The organism is Vogesella indigofera, assembly GCF_028548395.1.
GTDB lineage: Bacteria > Pseudomonadota > Gammaproteobacteria > Burkholderiales > Chromobacteriaceae > Vogesella > Vogesella indigofera_A.
In genome coordinates this window covers 345,261-362,012 of sequence record NZ_JAQQLA010000003.1, presented here as the reverse complement: position 1 = coordinate 362,012, position 16,752 = coordinate 345,261, and the positions used below count along the sequence as shown (strand labels likewise).

Here is a 16,752-nt window from a genome sequence, read left to right as displayed (position 1 = left end):
ACGTCACTGGCATGGCCGCCGGCCGCGCGCTAGCCGTCCGGCAATGAAAAAAGCGGGTCGATTGTATAATCAAACCCGCTTTGCTGCTCGTAAAAGCCGCGTCGTCACGGCCTCAGGCTCAGGCCAGACCGCGTTCCTTCAGCTGCTGCTCAAAGATTTCCATGCACTTGACCGCGGTGGTGATCAGTTCGTCGATCTGGTCCTTGCTGATGATCAGCGGCGGTGCCGACACGATGTGATCGCCGCAGGCACGCATGATCAGGCCGTGCTTGAAGAAGATGTCGCGACACATCAGGCCGATCTCGCCCCAGTTGTCGAACAGCGTCTGGCTGGCCTTGTCCTTGACCAGGGTGAACGCCTGGATCAGGCCGACACCGCGCACGTCGTCGACATGTTCGAAGCGGGAGAACGCCTCGCGCCAGCGTTTTTGCATGTACGGACCGGTGTCCTCGTGCACGGCGGCGACGATACCCTCATCACGCAGCGCCTTGACGTTGGCGTGTGCCACCGCTGCCGCCACCGGGTGACCGGAGTAGGTAAAACCGTGATTGAAATCGCCGCCTGCGGCCAACGTTGCCGCCACCTCGTTGTTGACGAACACGGCACCGATCGGCATGTAGCCGGACGACAGGCCCTTGGCGGTGGTGAAGATGTCCGGGGTGAAGCCGAATTGCTGCTGCCCGAACCAGTGGCCGGTACGGCCGAAGCCGCAGATCACCTCGTCGGCAACTAGCAGGATGTCGTACTTGCGGCAGATGCGCTGCACTTCCGGCCAGTAGCTGGCTGGCGGGATGATCACGCCGCCGGCACCCTGGATCGGCTCGCCGACGAAGGCAGCCACCTTGTCGGCGCCCACTTCCAGAATCTTGTCCTCAATCCAGCTGGCGGCAAGCAGACCGAACTCGTCGGCACTCATGCCCTTGCCGTACTTGTAGTGCCACGGCTGCTGCACGTGCACGATGCCCGGAATCGGCAGGTCACCCTGCTCGTGCATATAGCTCATGCCGCCCAGGCTGGCGCCGCCGATGGTGGAGCCGTGGTAGCCGTTCCAGCGCCCGATCAGGGTTTTCTTCTGAGGCTTGCCCTTCACGTCCCAGTAGCGGCGCACCATGCGGATCATGGTATCCACCGACTCCGAGCCGGAGTTGGTGTAGAACACGTGGTCAAAGCCCTTGGGCGCCACTTCTGCCAGCAGGTGCGACAGTTCGACCACCGCCGGGTGCGAGGTCTTGAAGAAGGTATTGTAATAAGCCAGTTCTTCCATCTGGTGCTTGGCGACTTCCGGCAGGTCCTTGCGGCCGTAGCCGATGTTGACACACCACAGGCCGGCCATGCCGTCGAGAATCTTGTTGCCTTCGCTATCCCACAGGTAAATGCCGTCCGCATGGGTAATCATGCGTACCCCCTGTTCGTTCAGGGAGGCGGTGTCGGTAAACGGGTGCAGGTGATGTGCGGCGTCCATTTCCCGCCATTGGGCTGTGCTGCGCTGATGCTTCATGAAATCTCTCCTGGTTTGAATAACGGGAGGTCTGCGCCTCCCGCTTGCTACTCAATTACACGTGCAGCAGCAGGAACTTGCGTTCCCACGGGCTGATGACGCGGAAGTATTCGGCAAATTCCTTCTCCTTCATGCCGACATACATCTCGACGAAGCGCGGCCCCATCACCTCGGCCACGTCGGTGCAGGCCTTGAGGCGCACCAGTGCCTCCTCGGTGCCGTGCGGGAACTGGAACGGCAGCTCGTAGGCGTCGCTGGCCAGCGGGTCGCGCGGCTTGATCTTGTTCATCATGCCGAGGTAGCCGCAGGCCAGGGTGGCGGCCATGGCGATGTACGGGTTGACGTCCACGCCCGGCACCCGGTTTTCCACACGGCGCGCGGCCGGCGACGAGTGCGGCACGCGCAGGCCGACGGTACGGTTGTCGTAGCCCCACTCCACGTTGGTCGGTGCCGCGGTGTACGGCGACAGGCGACGGAAGGAGTTCACGTACGGCGCGAAGAACGGCATGCACTCCGGCAGGTAGTGCTGCAGACCGCCGATGAAGTGGAAGAAGTGCTCGGTCGGCTTGCCGTCTTCACCGGAGAACAGGTTCTTGCCGGTGTGCTTGTTCAGCACGCTCTGGTGAATGTGCATCGCGCTGCCCGGCTCTGCTTCCATCGGCTTGGCCATGAAGGTGGCGTACATGCCGTGGCGGAAGGCAGCCTCGCGCACGGTGCGCTTGAACAGGAACACCTGATCGGACAGGTCCAGCGCATTGCCGTGCATGAAGTTGATTTCCATCTGCGCGGTGCCGATTTCGTGAATCAGCGTGTCGACTTCCAGATTCTGCGCGTGGCAGTAGTCGTAGATGTCCTCGAACAGCGGATCGAACTCGTTGACCGCGTCGATGGCGTAGGAGCGACGGCCGAATTCGGCACGGCCGGTACGACCGATAGGCGGCGCCAGTGGAATATCAGGATCAGGGTTGGGCGACAGCAGGTAAAACTCCATCTCCGGTGCCACCACCGGCTCCCAACCTTGGGCCTCATACAACGCCAGCACGCGCTTGAGCACGTTGCGCGGGGCGACTTCCACCATCGAGCCATCCGGACGCAGCGCATCGTAGATCAGCTGCGCGGTCGGATCGGTGGCCCACGGCACGAAGCGCATGGTGTTCGGATCCGGCATCAGCACCATGTCCGGGTCGGTCAGGTCCAGCATGCTGTCGTCGGGATAGTCGCCGGTGACGGTCTGGATCAGCACGGCTTCCGGCAGGCGCATTTCCTGATCGGAAACAAACTTGTCTTTCGGGACGATCTTGCCGCGGGCGACGCCGGTCATGTCCGGAACGATACATTCCATCTCGGTGATACGGTTGTCGCGCAGCCATTCAAACAATTGGTGATTCATGATGCATTTCCTCTTTTTTACCGGTCTTGCCGGCGGTTTTGCCGAGTACGTCTATTGGTTGCGACGCATACGGCGCTCCCGGCAAGCTGCGCCGAAAGCCTCGAAAATTGCCTGGGACACGTCGTTCTCCCAGTACTTCCATTCTGGATGCCACTGCACGGCATAGGCAAAGTTGCTGGCGCTGCCGACACGGTAGGCCTCGATCAGCCCGTCCTCTGCCACCGCCTCGGCGATCAGGCCGTCGGCCAGCCGCTTGATGCCCTGCTGATGGATGGAGTTGACCCTGGCGCTGTCGCGACCAAGCCAGAACTGCAGCCAGCTGCCTGCAGTGAACTGCACGCTGTGCGCCGGGCCGTACATCAGGTCCAGGTCCTCGGTCTGCGGCTCGCGGTGGTCATTCAGCCCCGGCTGCTCCTGCACGTGCTGGTGCAGCTCGCCGCCCAGCACCACGTTGATCTCCTGAAAGCCGCGACAGATGCCCAACAGCGGGATGCCGGCGTCGATCACCCGCCGCACCAGCGGCAGCGTGGTGGCGTCGCGCGCCTTGTCGTGCAGGGTGCCGGGACGGCTGGGCACGCCCTGATAGTGGTGCGGCTCGATATTGGACGGCGAACCCGGCAGCAGGATGCCGTCCACCAGATTAATAATCGTGTCCAGCTGCGCCGCGTCACCCAGCGACGGGATCAGCACGGCCACGCCGCCGGCCGCACCCACCGCCGCGGTGATGTACTTCTCGCCCACCGCGTGAAAGGGGAACAGGCCTATGGTTTTGACATCACAAGGGATGCCGATAATCGCTTGCATGGTTACCTCGGTTGGTTTTACAGCGCCGTCTTCAGCGCGGTCAGCGGATCGACGTAGTCGTAACCGAGATCGCGCGCGACCGCCGCATAAGTCACTTTGCCACAACAGATGTTCAGGCCATGACGCAGGTGCGCGTTGTCCTGCAGGGCCTGCGGCCAACCTTTGTCCGCCAGCTCCAGTGCGTACGGCAGCGTGGCATTGGTCAGCGCCATGGTGGCGGTTCTGGCGACACCACCGGGCATGTTGGCAACGCAGTAGTGCACGATGCCGTCAACGATATAGGTCGGGTGCTGGTGCGTGGTCGGCCGGCTGGTTTCGAAGCAGCCGCCCTGGTCGATGGCGACATCCACCAGCACCGCCCCGGCGCGTAGCTGCTTCAGCATCGCGCGGTTGAGCAGTTTCGGCGCCGCCGCGCCCGGTACCAGCACCGCGCCGATGATCAGGTCCGCGTCGCGCACCGCTTCCTCTATATTGCTGCTGTTGGACATCAGCGTCTTGATGCCGCTGCCGAACAACATGTCGATCTCTTTCAGCCGCGCCAGCGACTTGTCCAGCAGGGTCACGTCGGCGCCCAGTCCCAGCGCCATCCGCGCCGCATTGAGGCCGACCACCCCGCCACCCAGCACCACCACCCGCGCCGGCGCCACGCCGGGCACGCCACCGAGCAGCACGCCACGGCCACCCTGTGCCTTTTCCAGTGCGTGGGCACCGGCCTGTACCGCCATGCGACCGGCCACTTCTGACATCGGTGCCAGCAGCGGCAGGCCGCCGCGCTCGTCGGTCACCGTCTCGTAGGCGATGGCCACGGCACCGGATTCCAGCAACAACTGCGCCTGCTCAGGGTCCGGCGCCAGATGCAGATAGGTGAACAGCAGCTGCCCCGGTCGCAACATGCGACACTCGGCCGGCTGCGGCTCCTTGACCTTGATGATCATCTCGGCCTTGGCAAAGATTTCTTCCGGCCGCGACACGATGGTGGCGCCGGCCTGCAGATACTGCTCGTCGGCAAAGCCGATGCCGAGCCCGGCCTGACTTTGCACCAGTACCTTGTGGCCATGAGCCACCAGTTCACGCGCACCGGACGGTGTCAGACCGACACGGTACTCATGATTTTTGATCTCCTTCGGAACGCCGATTAACATAGCACTCTCCTTTGGGTGATGTCGTGAAGCCTCGAGCCACAGTTGTTTAAAAAAATATACAACAAACTTGCATTCACACACTGATTTTGACTATAAAATGCACGGGTTGCAAAGAAATTTCGTTATTGCGGCGCAACAGACGGGCTTAAAGTGGTCAAAATCCTCATCGTTGTACGTCTAAAATTATTAACATACAGATTGGACAGGAAGCATGGATGTTGGAGCACGATTAAGGATGGTTCGCGAACGCATGGGTCTTTCGCAGCGTGAACTGGCCAAAAGAGCGGGCGTCACCAACGGTACGATCTCGCTGATCGAGCAAAACCGCGTCAGCCCGTCGATCAGTTCACTGCGAAAAGTACTGGAGGGTCTGCCGATGACTCTTTCCGACTTTTTCACCTTCGACGCAGACCCGCAAGCACCACGCGTGTTCTACAACAAGGACGAACTGCCCAACCTCGGCAACGACCAGATCCAGCTGTTGCTGGTCGGCACCTCGCACGAGCGGCGCGACATCGCCATCCTGCGCGAAGTGTACGAACCGTTTGCCGACACCGGGCCGGACATGCTCACCCATGACGGCCAGGAGGGAGGCGTGATCATTCGCGGCCAGATCGAGATCACCGTCAATAACGAAGCCCGCATCCTCGGCCCCGGCGACGCCTATTACTTCGACAGTCGCCAGCCGCACCGCTTCCGCAACGTCAGCGACGAGTGCTGCGAGATCGTCAGCGCCAGCTCTCCGCCGACGTTCTGAACCGCCTCCTGCTACGGGGCGGACCCGACACAACAAAGGAGAAACACCATGGCTCGCACCCATGCAGAATGGCAAGCTTTTGCCAGCACGCTCACCATCGAAGGCCGCGCCTTCATCGACGGCCAGTATGTTGCAGCAGCAGACGGGCGCACCTTCGACTGCATCAACCCGGCCAACGGCCAGCACCTGGCCAGCATCAGCTGGGCCGGTGCGCCGGAAGTGGAACAGGCGGTCAAGGCCGCGCGCCGCGCCTTCGACAGCGGCAAATGGTCGGAACTGGCGCCGCTGGCCCGCGGCCGCATCCTGAAGCGCTTCGCCGCGCTGATCCGCGAGCATGGTGACGAACTGGCAATCCTGGAAACCCTGGACGCCGGCAAGCCTATCGGCGACACCACCAGTGTAGACGTACCCGGTGCCGCCTACTGCGTGGAGTGGTTCGCCGAGGCCATCGACAAGATCGGCGGCGAAGTCGCCCCGGTGGACCCGAAAATCGTCGGCCTGGTCACCCGCGAAGCCATCGGCGTGGTCGCCGCCGTGGTGCCGTGGAACTTCCCCATCCTGATGGCGAGCTGGAAATTCGGCCCGGCGCTGGCCGCCGGCAACGCCGTGATCGTCAAGCCGTCGGAAAAATCGCCGCTGACCGCCATCCGCCTGGCGGCACTGGCCAAGGAAGCCGGCATGCCGGACGGCGTGTTCCAGGTGCTGCCGGGTGCCGGCGACGTCGGCAAGGCGCTGGCGGAGCACATGGACATCGACTGCATCGCCTTTACCGGCTCCACCGGTGTCGGCAAGCTGATCGCCACCGCTGCGGCGCAATCCAACCTCAAGCGCGCCTGGCTGGAGCTGGGCGGCAAGTCGCCCAACATCGTGCTGCCGGACTGCCCGGATCTGGCCAAGGCCGCGCGCACCGCCGCCGGCGCCATATTCTACAATATGGGCGAGATGTGCACCGCCGGCTCGCGCCTGCTGGTGCACCACGACATCAAGGATGCCTTCATCACCGAGTTCAAGAAGGCGGCCGCACACTACCAGCCGGCCGACCCGCTGGATCCGGCCACCAGCATGGGCGCCATCGTCGACCGCGTGCAGTACGACAAGGTGCTGTCCTACATCGACAAGGGCCTGACCGAGGGTGCAGAACTGGTGTGCGGCGGCAAGGCCGCACATACCGACACCGGCCTGTTCATCGAACCGACCGCCTTTGTCTGCACCGGCCCGGACATGACCATCTGCCGCGAGGAGATCTTCGGGCCGGTGCTGTCCATCATCACCTTCAAGGACGTGGACGAGGCGATCCGCATCGCCAACGATAGCGAGTACGGCCTCGCCGCCGCGGTGTGGACCAGCGACCTGAGCACCGCGCACAAGGTGTCGCGCCGCCTGCGCGCCGGCACGGTGTGGGTCAACTGCTACGACGAGGGCGGCGACATGAACTTCCCGTTCGGCGGCTTCAAGCAGTCCGGCAACGGCCGCGACAAGTCGCTGCACGCGCTGGAAAAGTACACCGAGCTGAAGTCGACGCTGATCAAGCTGTAAGCCTGCTCACCGCAGCAACAACAACGGGCCTTCGTGGCCCGTTTTTCATTGCCCGGCCGCTTGCCGCGATCACACCTCCAAAAGCACTGCGGCCAACCTTGGCTACAAGGTTGGCCGCAAGCCGTAAACGGCGCCGGCCGCGGCGCACAACTTTCTGCGCGCTACTGCCAGACGCTACCGTGTGCAGCTAGTCGCGAAACACCGGCCGCTCGCCGCTGACCGCCGCCATCACCGCCACCTGGATGTCTTCCGACATCAGCATCGCCGCGTTCCAGGTCGCCACGTAGTTCAGCCCTTCGGCCACGCTATGGTCGCGGCTGTAGTTGAGGATTTCCTTGGTGCCGCGCACCGCCAGCGGCGACTTGGCCGCGATCTGCAGCGCCATCGCCTCCGCCGCCTGCAACAGCGCCTCGCGATCCGGCAACACGCGATTGACCAGCTGCATCTCCTTCGCCTCGTCCGCCGGCACGTCGCGCGCGGTCAGCGCCAGCTCGCGGGCATTGCCCTCGCCCACCACCCGCGCCAAGCGCTGCAGGCTGCCGACATCGGCGACCATGCCGACATCGACCTCGCGCACGCTGAACACTGCGCCCTCGGCGGCCAGGCGGATGTCGGCGGCCAGCACGATGTCCAGCGCGCCACCCACACAGGCACCGTGGATGGCGGCGATCACCGGCTTGCGGCACAGCTCCAGGCTGCTGACATTGGCCTGCAGGCCGACGATCAGCCGTCGCAGCTTGTCGCGCTTGCGCGCCTCGCAGCTGTCCTCGATGGCACGCTGCATGTTCATCAGCATCGCCAGGTCGATGCCGGCGCAGAAATGCCTGCCGTTGCCGGATAGCACCACGGCGCGCACCTGCGGCTCGGCGTCGCACCACTCCATCGCCTGCTGCAACTCCTGCCACATTGCCTCGTTCAGCGAGTTGGCCTTGTCCGGGCGGTTCAGCGCCACGTGGGCGACCTGCTGCCGCACCTCGACGGTGATCGTGTCATAGCTCATCGTGTCGCCCTCAGTTGCGTTTCTTGGGCACCCACGCCCACACCATCTCGCAGCGGATCGGGGATTCGCCGGATTCGTCGGTCACCACCACCGCCACCAGCACGTCGCCCTTCTCTTCCGTCGCCATGCGGCCAACCTGGGCACGGTCCAGCGTCGCCACCGCCTTCATGTCGCCCTGCGCCCGCTTCAGGTACTCGACCTTCATCGATTTCAGCAGCATCAGCTTGTCGTCCGGCACGTTCATGCCGACCACGAAGCCGGTCGCCGTCTCCGCCAGCAGCGCCATCGCCGCCGCGTGCAGGCCCTTGATGTGGTTCTGCACCTTCTTGCGGTTACGGATGCTGACCACCATGCGCTCGCGGCTGACCTCGTCGAAACGCAGGCCTGCGGTCCCCAGGAACGGGACGAAGTTGCCGAATAGCTTGGTAATCGCCCAGGAGCGCAACCCGCCCGGCAGCGCCGCGGTCTTGTCCACCATGCGGCACATGCTGTTTTTTTGTTGTTCCATCAAACCCTCTTCTCGTGTTGTCGTGTTGTTATTTGCTTGTTATTTGAATGACTACTGGCAGCCCAGCAGCTGCCGTATCTGCAGCTTGACCGATTGCAGCGCCTGTTGGTCGAAACGTGCCAGCTGCAGCGCGCCCTGCATGGCGGCGAAGACCACGTCGCCCATGCCCTCGGCGCTGCCGGGATAGTGCATCACCCCGGCGTCGCGGCCACGGCGCACGATGTCCGCCGCCCAGCCGCGCATCAGCGCGACAAAGGCCTGCGTTTGTAGCCGCATGTCGTCGGGCAGGGTTTGCAGCTCGGCCGACAGGATGCCGCTCGGGCAGATCTGCTGCTGTCCGAAATAGCGGTCGGCCAGCTCGAAATACTTTTCCAGCTGCTCGCCCGGCGCCAGCTCGGCCTGCGCCTGGGTGAAGCGCTCGAAGCGGCGGCAGTAGCGCTCGATCAGCGCCACGCCCAGATCGCTCTTTTTCGGGAAGTGATAGTGGATGGCGGCATTGCGCACCCCCAGCTCGGCACTGATGTGCTGGTAGCTGAAGGCATTGAACCCGCGCGAGAGCATCAGCGCTTCCGCCAGGTCGAGGATTTTTTTGCGCGTATCGGTAATACGGGCGTCGGTTTCAGGCTTCATTCCGCGACTCTACTTACTGGTCAGTAAGGTGTCAATGCACGCCATGTCGCGATGCTGTTTGCCGCCAAATTATTCGGTTATGATGGCCTTTTACTTTGCCGTACCTCACACGCGTACCTCCCATGAAACTCAAGTTCAGCAAAATGCACGGCCTCGGCAACGACTTTGTGGTGGTGGATGGCATCCGCCAGACGGTAGGCCTGACGCCGGAACGCCTGCGTCAGCTTGGCGACCGCCACCTGGGCATCGGCTTCGACCAGTTGCTGCTGGTGGAAGCTCCGCACGACGGCACAAACGACTTCCGCTACCGCATCTTCAACAACGACGGCAGCGAAGTGGAACAGTGCGGCAACGGCGCCCGCTGTTTCGTGAAGTTCGTCACCGAGCAGAAGCTGACCAACAAGCGCGCCATCCGCGTCGAGACCGCCAAGGGCGTGATCGTGCCGGAATACCACGGCAACGGCCTGATCACGGTGGACATGGGCGTGCCGCGACTGAAGTCGCTGGAGATACCGTTCATCGCCGACGGCGACGCCATCACCCACCCGCTGGCCATCGGCGACGACTCGATCGACGTCACCGTGGTGTCGATGGGGAACCCGCACGCGGTTTGCGTCGTCAATAACGTGGACAGCGCACCGGTGGCCCAGCAGGGCCCGCTGGTGGAGTCGCACCCGCGCTTCCCGGAGAAGGTGAACGCCGGTTTCATGCAGATCGTGAACCGCGGCGAAATCCGCCTGCGCGTCTACGAACGCGGCGCGGGCGAAACCCTGGCCTGCGGCACCGGCGCCTGTGCCGCGGTAGTGGCCGGCATCCAGCGCGGCCAGCTCGACAGCCGCGTGCTGGTGCATACCCGTGGTGGCGACCTGAATATCGAATGGGGTGGTCCCGGCCAGCCGGTGAAGATGACCGGCCCGGCGGTGACCGTATTTACCGGTGAAATTGAAATCTGACCTGACAGCGGAGTCGCAGCGTGCAAAATGATGATGTTCTTGCCTTTCTTGATGCCCACCCGGACTTCCTCAACCAGCACGCGCCGCGCTTCGGCCTGAAAAGCAGCCACGATCGCGTGGTGGTGTCCTTCGCCGAGCGCCAGCTGCTGGAAATGAAAGACCAGAACCGCCAGCTGGAAGCCAGACTGGTACAGCTGGTCCGGCACGGCGAGCAGAACGACCTGATCCTGTCGCGCTGTCACCAGCTGAGCCTGGCGCTGATGCAGGCCGACACCCTGGAACAGGCGGTTGACGCCATCGTGCGCACCTTCGACAAGCAGTTCGGCCTGCAGCGCGTGGCGCTGCGGCTATGGCACGATGCGGCCAACCCCAGCCCGTTCTACAACGCCAAGCAGGATATCCGCCTACTGGCCGGCAACCTGTGCGCACCGTACTGCGGCCCTTACGTCAACGATGAGATCCTGAGCTGGTTCCCGACCCAGCCGGTACTGCAATCCTTCGCCACCATCGCGCTACGCCAGCAGGGCGATGCCTTCGGCCTGCTGGTACTGGGCAGCGAGGACAGCCAACGCTTCTCGCAGGACATGCAGACCCATTATCTGGCGCAGATGGGCGAGCTGATCGCCGTGGCGCTGCAACGGGTACTGGCCGCGGCATGACGCCCTCCCTCTCCAGCCTGATCCTGCTGTCGCCACTGCTGCTCTATGTGCTGCACGCACTGTGGCGGCTGATCGCCAGCGACAGCGTGACCGCCGTACTGGCCGTGGTGTCGGCCTATGTCGTCAGCGCCGTCTTCTTTCGCCTGTACCTGCCGTCGCTGGCGCTGGTGCCGGTGTGGCTGCCACTGTTCTATGCCTACCTGTGGCTGGGGCTGGCCGGCGCACTGGCGCTACTCGGCTGCGGCGAATACCGCCGCTCCGGCGTACTGCTGCGAGGACTGTCGCTGAAGATGGGCAGCTACTTCCTCAGCCAGGCCTGCCTGCTGGCCGGCATGCTGCTGCTCAACCCGCTACTGGCCGGACGCCCGCTGCAGGCGCTGGCCACGCTGCCGCCGTTTGTCGCGCTCACCGGTTACGCGCTGTACCGCACCCTGCTCGCCATCAGCCGCCCGCAACAGCGCACGCCATGGTGGGCCATCCTGTTCGCCCTGCTGGTACCGCCACTGCTGCTGGGCTGGATCGCCGAGATCCTGGTGCCGCTGTTCTTGCGCTACCTGTAAATGCAAAAAACCGGATGGTCACCCCATCCGGTTTCTTGTTGGTGCTGCGCTCAGGTGGCTCAGGCGGCGGGCGACTTCAATACCGTGCCGTCCGGATCCAGCACCGTCAGCGCAATGGTAATGCCCTGGCCGATGCTCTGCGACACGGTGCAAAAATCCTCGAAGCTGGTCAGCAACCGTTCCAGATTGGGCTGACCCTGCACCGGCTTACCACACTGCAACGCGACATCGATGCGCGTCACCCGCAGTCGCTTGCGTTCGTTGCGGCTGATGGTGGCCACCGCCTCGCACGACAGCGGCGCGACATCGAGGTGGTACTTGCGCGACGAGAACAACAGGCTGGCGCACAGACAGTTGGCCGCCGCGGCCACCAGCAGCTGCGACGGTGACGGCCCGCTATTGTCGCCCAGCGGCGCCGGTTCGTCGGTCAGTAGCCGGTAATCCCCGCCTTCAAAACGATTGTCAAAGCGGTAGTTGTCGATCTGGGTCAGTCTTACGATTTCCTGCTCTTGGTCACTCATCACGCTCCCCTTATGCCAAGCTGCGGCCCAGCACCTGGGCCAACGGGCGCAGTTGCGCCATCAGACTGCCAAACGCCGCACCATCCAGCGCCTGATCACCATCACACCACGCCTGCGCCGGATCAGGGTGCACCTCCAGCATCAGGCCGTCGGCGCCCGCCGCCAGCGCCGCGCACGACAGCGCCGGCACCAGCCACGCCTTGCCGCCGGCATGACTGGGATCGACGATCACCGGCAGGTGCGTCTCACGCTTCAGCAGCGGAATCGCAGTCACGTCCAGCGTATTGCGTTCGGCCGGATCAAAGCTGCGCACACCGCGCTCGCAAAAGATGATGTTGTGATTGCCGCCGATGGCGATGTACTCGGCGGCCATCAGCCACTCGCTGACCGTCGCCGACAAGCCGCGCTTGAGGATCACCGGCTTGTTGATGCGGCCAACCTCTTTCAGCAGGTCGGTGTTCTGCATATTGCGCGCGCCGATCTCGATCACGTCGATGTCGTATTCGAGGAAGGTATCCAGCAGGCGGATGTCCATCAGCTCCGACACCACCGGCAGCCCCTGCTGCCGCGCCGCCTCCTGCAGATAGTCCAGCCCGACCACACCCAGTCCCTGGAAGCTGTACGGACTGGTACGCGGCTTGAAGGCGCCACCGCGCAGCAAGCGGGCGCCGCCCTCGCGCACCAGCCTGGCCGCCTGCTGCATCTGCGGCGCAGTTTCCACCGCGCACGGCCCGGCGATCACCTGCACCGCGGCACCACCGAGGGCCAGCCCGCGGACGTGTACCACCGTATTGTCCGGCTGCACCTCGCGCGACACGATGCGGTAGTCCTTCAGCACCCGCAGCGCCCGCTCCACCCCCGGCATCATCTCGAACATGCTCGGCTGCAACGAGCGCTCGTCGCCGACGGCGCCGATAATGGTGCGCTCTGTGCCGCGCGACACGTGCTCGCTCAAGCCCGCCGCACGAATCTTGCCGATCACGTCTTCAATGCTTTGCGCACTGGCGGCTGGCGTCATCACGATAATCATGAAAACCGTCCCCGTATAAACAGAAAAGCCGGCGAGGCCGGCGACAAACTTAGATGCGGTCGTGCGACAACCACTTGTTGACCGGTGCCGGCCGGTAGGCGTTCATCTTGGCCAGCAGCTCGTCGATGGTTGCCGCCACCACGAACAGCTGCAGATTGCTTTCCGCGACAAAGCCCTCGGCCACGCCGTGGCGGATCATCGCCAGCAGCGGGTCGAAGAAGCCGTCCACATTCAGCAGCCCGATCGACTTGCTGTGCACCGATAGCTGGCCCCAGGTCAGCATCTCGAACAGTTCGTCATAGGTGCCGAAGCCACCAGGCAAGGCGACAAAGCCGCCGGACAGGTCTTCCATCAGCGCCTTGCGCTCGTGCATGGTTTGCGTGACATGCAGTTCGGACAGGCCCTGATGCGCCAGTTCTTTCTCGCGCAAAAAGCCCGGAATCACGCCGATCACTCGGCCGCCGGCAGCCAGCGCCGCATCTGCGGCGATGCCCATCAGGCCGACATTGCCGCCGCCGTACACCAGGGCGATATCACGCTGTGCCAGCGTCCGGCCCAGCTCGCACGCCGCCTGCTCGTAAGCGGCGCGCGTGCCCTTGTTGGAACCACAAAACAGGCAAATAGACTGGATAGTCATGGGAGGTCATCCATCAACGGCCGGCGCAATGCCGGCCTGGCAATATTTCAGAGAACGGCTTGCGGGTAGGCGCCGAGCACCTTCACGAAGGAGGTGCGCTCCATCAGCCCTTGCAGCGCCTTGGCGACATTCGGGTCGTCGTGGTGACCTTCGACGTCGATGAAGAACACGTAGTCCCACAGCCCGGCACGCGATGGGCGCGATTCGAACTTGGTCATCGACACGCCGTTGTCGGCAATCGGTGCCAGCAGGTAGTGCACTGCGCCCGGACGGTTCGGCGCCGACACGATCAGCGAGGTCTTGTCCTGGCCGGTCTGGCCGACATCCTGATGCCCCAGCACCAGGAAGCGGGTGGTGTTGTTCGGCTCGTCCTCGATGTTTTCCGCCAGCTTCAGCAGATTGAAACGTTCCGCCGCCGCCTGGCCGGCGATCGCGGCGCAGCTGCCATCCTCTGCGGCCAACCTTGCCGCCTCGGCATTGCTGGCCACCGATACCCGCTCGACATCGGCTGGCAGGTTCTTGTTCAGCCACTCGTGACACTGTGCCAGCGCCTGGGCGTGGGCATAGACGCGGCGAATGCCGTCGGTGCCGGCGCTATTGCGCAGCAGGTGGTGGTGAATGCGCAGCACCACTTCGCCACACACTTTCAGCGGCGTGCTGACCATCAGGTCCAGCGTGCGGCCAACCGCGCCCTCGGTGGAATTTTCCACCGGTGCCACCACGTAATCCAGCGCCCGCGCCTCCACCAGCCGGAAGGCTTCGTCGATGGAGGAACAGGCAATGGTGCGTGCGGCATGGCCGAAGTGCTTCAGCGTCGCCAACTGGCTGAAGGTGCCCTCCGGGCCGAGATAGGCAATGGACAGCGGCTTTTCCAGCGCCAGGCATTCCGACATGATCTCGCGGAACAGGCGCGCCACGGATTCGCCGGGCAGCGGCCCGGGATTCTGCTCCTTGATGCGACGCAGCACCTGTGCCTCGCGCTCAGGACGATAAATGATACCGCCTCCCTTGATCTCGCCGATTTCACGGGCGTGCTGGGCGCGCTGGTTGAGAAGATGGAGAATCTCGATGTCGATGCGGTCGATGGCATCGCGGTGTTGCTTGAGCTGTTGTTCCGACACGATTTACAAGTCTTTCAGTATGACAAACTGGCCTTTTCCGATGGGGTAAGTTTCCGCGAGATAGCCACGCGTAGCAAGCACTGCTTGTACAAAAGGCGCACATTCTTCGACATGGGACAAGGCATTGTCCATCACCAGCAAGGCGCCGGGTGCCAGGATGCGCGTGATCTCCGGCCAGTAACCGGGATAACGCTGCCGGTCGGCGTCGAGAAACAGCAGATCGACCGATTCGTCGGCGGTATTGGCCAGCACCGCGAACGCGTCGTCGGTATGCAGCGTTACCACCGGCTCCAGCGCGAACGCCTGCAGGTTGGCGTGCGCCAGCGCGATCTTGTGCGCAGAATGATCGACCGACACCACCCGCCCCTTGTGCGCCTGCGCCGCCAGCGCCAGCCACAGCGTGGAATAGCCGCTGGAGGTGCCGATTTCGAGGGTGATGCGAGCACGGCGGGTGCGTGATAGCTGGTACAGGAAGCGCCCGGTCTGCGGCGTAATGGTCAGCCGCTTCTCGGCACGCGCGGCCGCATGGCGGTCGTGCGCCTCGTTGTCTTCCCACAATTGCTGCAACCGTGCCAGCCGCTCTCCAGTCAACATGCCATCCCCTTCAGAAACAGGCGGCAATCAGGTTTGCCGCATCGACCACGAAATCCGGGCGCAGGTACGCCCACACACCCGCCGCCAGCACCAGCACCAGCACACCGCACGCCGCCGCCAGCCAGCTCATGATTGCGCAGCCACCGCCGGCACCGGCTGCTCGCGCACCGGCAGGTTGGCCGCAGTGGCCAGCAGCCCCAGCAACACCGTCAGCCACCACACCACGTCGTAGCTGCCAGTACGATCGTACAGCAGCCCGCCCAGCCACACCCCGAGGAAACTGCCGACCTGGTGCGAGAAAAATACCGCGCCCGACAGCATGCCCAGGTGGCGCACGCCGAACAGGCTGACCAGCACGCCATTGGTCAGCGGCACCGTCGACAGCCACAAGAAGCCCATGGCCGCGGCAAACAGCGCCACCGACCACGGCGTCAGCGGCGCCAGAATGAAGACGGTGACCACGATGCTGCGCAGGAAGTAGATCCCGGCCAGCAGCATCGGCTTCGGCCGACTGCTGCCGAGGTGACCGGCGACGTAGGTGCCGGCGATATTGAACAAGCCGATCAGCGCCAGCGCCAGACTGGCCACCTCGCCGGACAGACCGTGATCGCGCAGATAGGCAGGCAGGTGCACACCAACGAACACCACCTGGAAGCCGCAGACAAAATAGCCGATCATCAGCAGGCGGAACGAACGCTGTTGCCAGGCCATGGCAAAGGTGTCGCTCATGCCGCGCAGCATGCTGCCCTGCATTACCGGCAGCGCCGGCGCCTGGCGGTAGGCTTTTTCCAGCGGCGCCGCCAGCGGCAGCAGCAAGGCGGCGGTAATCGCCAGCACCAACAGCGCCGGCATCCAGCCCAGGCCATCGATCAGGCCGCGCTCGATCGGCACCATGATGAACTGGCCGAAAGAGCCGGCCGCCGCCGTCAGCCCCATGGCGCGGGAACGGAATTCCGGCGACACCGCGCGCACGATCACCGAGAACACCACGCTATAAGTGGTGCACGACAGGGCAAGGCCGATCAGCAAGCCGGCGGAGCCAGAAAGCAGCACCCCGCTACTGGACAGCGTCATCAGCGCCAGCCCGGCGACGTAGAGCACGCCACCGGCCAGCAGCACGCGCCCGGGGCCGTGCCGGTCGGCCAGCGCCCCGGAAAACGGCTGCGCCAATCCCCACACCAGATTCTGCAATCCCAGAGCAAAGGCAAAGGTTTCACGGGTCCAGCCGAACGACTGCGTCATCGGCGGCAGGAAAAAACCGAAGCCGTGGCGGATACCCATGCTGAGGGTGACCACGGTACCGGCGGCAAGCAACAAGAACATCAGGGGGCGATTGGCTGTCATGGAAAACTCCGGAGCAAGAGCGACATGATGCTTGCTTAATGTGCCGACGACCAGTCGCCACGGCAAAA

At 63.8% G+C, this 16,752-nt stretch carries 18 protein-coding genes; 5 read left to right on the top strand and 13 right to left on the bottom strand.

Going from position 1 to position 16,752, the window contains the following annotated elements; genetic code table 11:
* Positions 1-118 precede the first annotated feature (118 nt).
* The 4 genes from PQU89_RS03700 to ald are packed head-to-tail and all read right to left on the bottom strand — an operon-like array spanning position 119 to position 4,834.
* Positions 119-1,498 carry an aspartate aminotransferase family protein gene (locus tag PQU89_RS03700; protein WP_272764673.1) on the bottom strand — a complete coding sequence of 460 codons (1,380 nt, stop codon included), beginning with the start codon at positions 1,496-1,498 and terminating at the stop codon, positions 119-121.
* 55 nt (positions 1,499-1,553) lie between these two features.
* Positions 1,554-2,888 (bottom strand): glutamine synthetase family protein, encoded by a 1,335-nt coding sequence (locus PQU89_RS03695; protein WP_047966303.1) that lies wholly within the window; start codon positions 2,886-2,888, stop codon positions 1,554-1,556.
* Positions 2,889-2,939: 51 nt separating this feature from the next.
* On the bottom strand, positions 2,940-3,692 hold the full coding sequence (locus PQU89_RS03690) for a gamma-glutamyl-gamma-aminobutyrate hydrolase family protein (protein ID WP_272764672.1): 753 nt from the start codon (positions 3,690-3,692) through the stop codon (positions 2,940-2,942).
* A gap of 17 nt (positions 3,693-3,709) precedes the next feature.
* Entirely contained in the window at positions 3,710-4,834 is a 1,125-nt protein-coding gene (ald, locus tag PQU89_RS03685; protein ID WP_272764671.1) for an alanine dehydrogenase, read from the bottom strand.
* A 211-nt stretch (positions 4,835-5,045) separates the two neighbouring features.
* On the opposite strand from ald, the gene PQU89_RS03680 reads away from it, so the two are divergent.
* Positions 5,046-5,591: a cupin domain-containing protein gene (locus PQU89_RS03680; RefSeq protein WP_047966306.1), complete on the top strand. Its 546-nt coding sequence runs from the start codon at positions 5,046-5,048 to the stop codon at positions 5,589-5,591.
* Between the two features lie 48 nt (positions 5,592-5,639).
* Positions 5,640-7,127 (top strand): aldehyde dehydrogenase, encoded by a 1,488-nt coding sequence (locus tag PQU89_RS03675; RefSeq protein WP_272764670.1) that lies wholly within the window; start codon positions 5,640-5,642, stop codon positions 7,125-7,127.
* Positions 7,128-7,314: 187 nt separating this feature from the next.
* Here the strand turns inward: PQU89_RS03675 and PQU89_RS03670 are convergent, their stop codons facing one another.
* Genes PQU89_RS03670 through PQU89_RS03660 form a run of 3 tightly spaced genes read right to left on the bottom strand, consistent with a single transcriptional unit; the run spans position 7,315 to position 9,265 of the window.
* On the bottom strand, positions 7,315-8,127 hold the full coding sequence (locus tag PQU89_RS03670; RefSeq protein ID WP_272764669.1) for a crotonase/enoyl-CoA hydratase family protein: 813 nt from the start codon (positions 8,125-8,127) through the stop codon (positions 7,315-7,317).
* A gap of 10 nt (positions 8,128-8,137) precedes the next feature.
* On the bottom strand, positions 8,138-8,635 hold the full coding sequence (locus tag PQU89_RS03665; RefSeq protein ID WP_272757231.1) for a DUF4442 domain-containing protein: 498 nt from the start codon (positions 8,633-8,635) through the stop codon (positions 8,138-8,140).
* Between the two features lie 51 nt (positions 8,636-8,686).
* Complete coding sequence (locus PQU89_RS03660) at positions 8,687-9,265, bottom strand: TetR/AcrR family transcriptional regulator (protein WP_272757230.1); 579 nt, start codon at positions 9,263-9,265, stop codon at positions 8,687-8,689.
* 122 nt (positions 9,266-9,387) lie between these two features.
* On the opposite strand from PQU89_RS03660, the gene dapF reads away from it, so the two are divergent.
* Genes dapF through PQU89_RS03645 form a run of 3 tightly spaced genes read left to right on the top strand, consistent with a single transcriptional unit; the run spans position 9,388 to position 11,437 of the window.
* Positions 9,388-10,218 (top strand): diaminopimelate epimerase, encoded by an 831-nt coding sequence (dapF, locus tag PQU89_RS03655; protein WP_272764668.1) that lies wholly within the window; start codon positions 9,388-9,390, stop codon positions 10,216-10,218.
* A 20-nt stretch (positions 10,219-10,238) separates the two neighbouring features.
* Positions 10,239-10,877, top strand: a complete 639-nt coding sequence (locus PQU89_RS03650) for a DUF484 family protein (RefSeq protein ID WP_272764667.1) — start codon at positions 10,239-10,241, stop codon at positions 10,875-10,877.
* Positions 10,874-11,437 carry a hypothetical protein gene (locus tag PQU89_RS03645; protein WP_272764666.1) on the top strand — a complete coding sequence of 188 codons (564 nt, stop codon included), beginning with the start codon at positions 10,874-10,876 and terminating at the stop codon, positions 11,435-11,437. Before PQU89_RS03650 ends, PQU89_RS03645 begins: the two co-directional genes overlap by 4 nt.
* A 59-nt stretch (positions 11,438-11,496) precedes the next feature.
* On the opposite strand, the gene PQU89_RS03640 is transcribed toward PQU89_RS03645, so the two are convergent.
* The 6 genes from PQU89_RS03640 to PQU89_RS03615 all read right to left on the bottom strand — a co-directional run bounded on the left by PQU89_RS03640 (position 11,497) and on the right by PQU89_RS03615 (position 16,684).
* Positions 11,497-11,958: an OsmC family protein gene (locus PQU89_RS03640; RefSeq protein WP_272764665.1), complete on the bottom strand. Its 462-nt coding sequence runs from the start codon at positions 11,956-11,958 to the stop codon at positions 11,497-11,499.
* A gap of 10 nt (positions 11,959-11,968) precedes the next feature.
* A complete protein-coding gene (aroF, locus tag PQU89_RS03635; RefSeq protein WP_272764664.1) occupies positions 11,969-12,988 on the bottom strand; it encodes a 3-deoxy-7-phosphoheptulonate synthase in 1,020 nt (339 codons plus the stop codon).
* A gap of 49 nt (positions 12,989-13,037) precedes the next feature.
* Positions 13,038-13,625: an LOG family protein gene (locus PQU89_RS03630; protein ID WP_272764663.1), complete on the bottom strand. Its 588-nt coding sequence runs from the start codon at positions 13,623-13,625 to the stop codon at positions 13,038-13,040.
* A gap of 47 nt (positions 13,626-13,672) precedes the next feature.
* Entirely contained in the window at positions 13,673-14,746 is a 1,074-nt protein-coding gene (gene pheA, locus PQU89_RS03625; RefSeq protein ID WP_272764662.1) for a prephenate dehydratase, read from the bottom strand.
* Between the two features lie 3 nt (positions 14,747-14,749).
* Positions 14,750-15,340, bottom strand: coding sequence for an O-methyltransferase (locus tag PQU89_RS03620; RefSeq protein WP_272764661.1), 591 nt, complete (start codon positions 15,338-15,340; stop codon positions 14,750-14,752).
* Between the two features lie 126 nt (positions 15,341-15,466).
* Positions 15,467-16,684 (bottom strand): MFS transporter, encoded by a 1,218-nt coding sequence (locus PQU89_RS03615; protein WP_272764660.1) that lies wholly within the window; start codon positions 16,682-16,684, stop codon positions 15,467-15,469.
* Between the last annotated feature and the right edge of the window lie 68 nt (positions 16,685-16,752).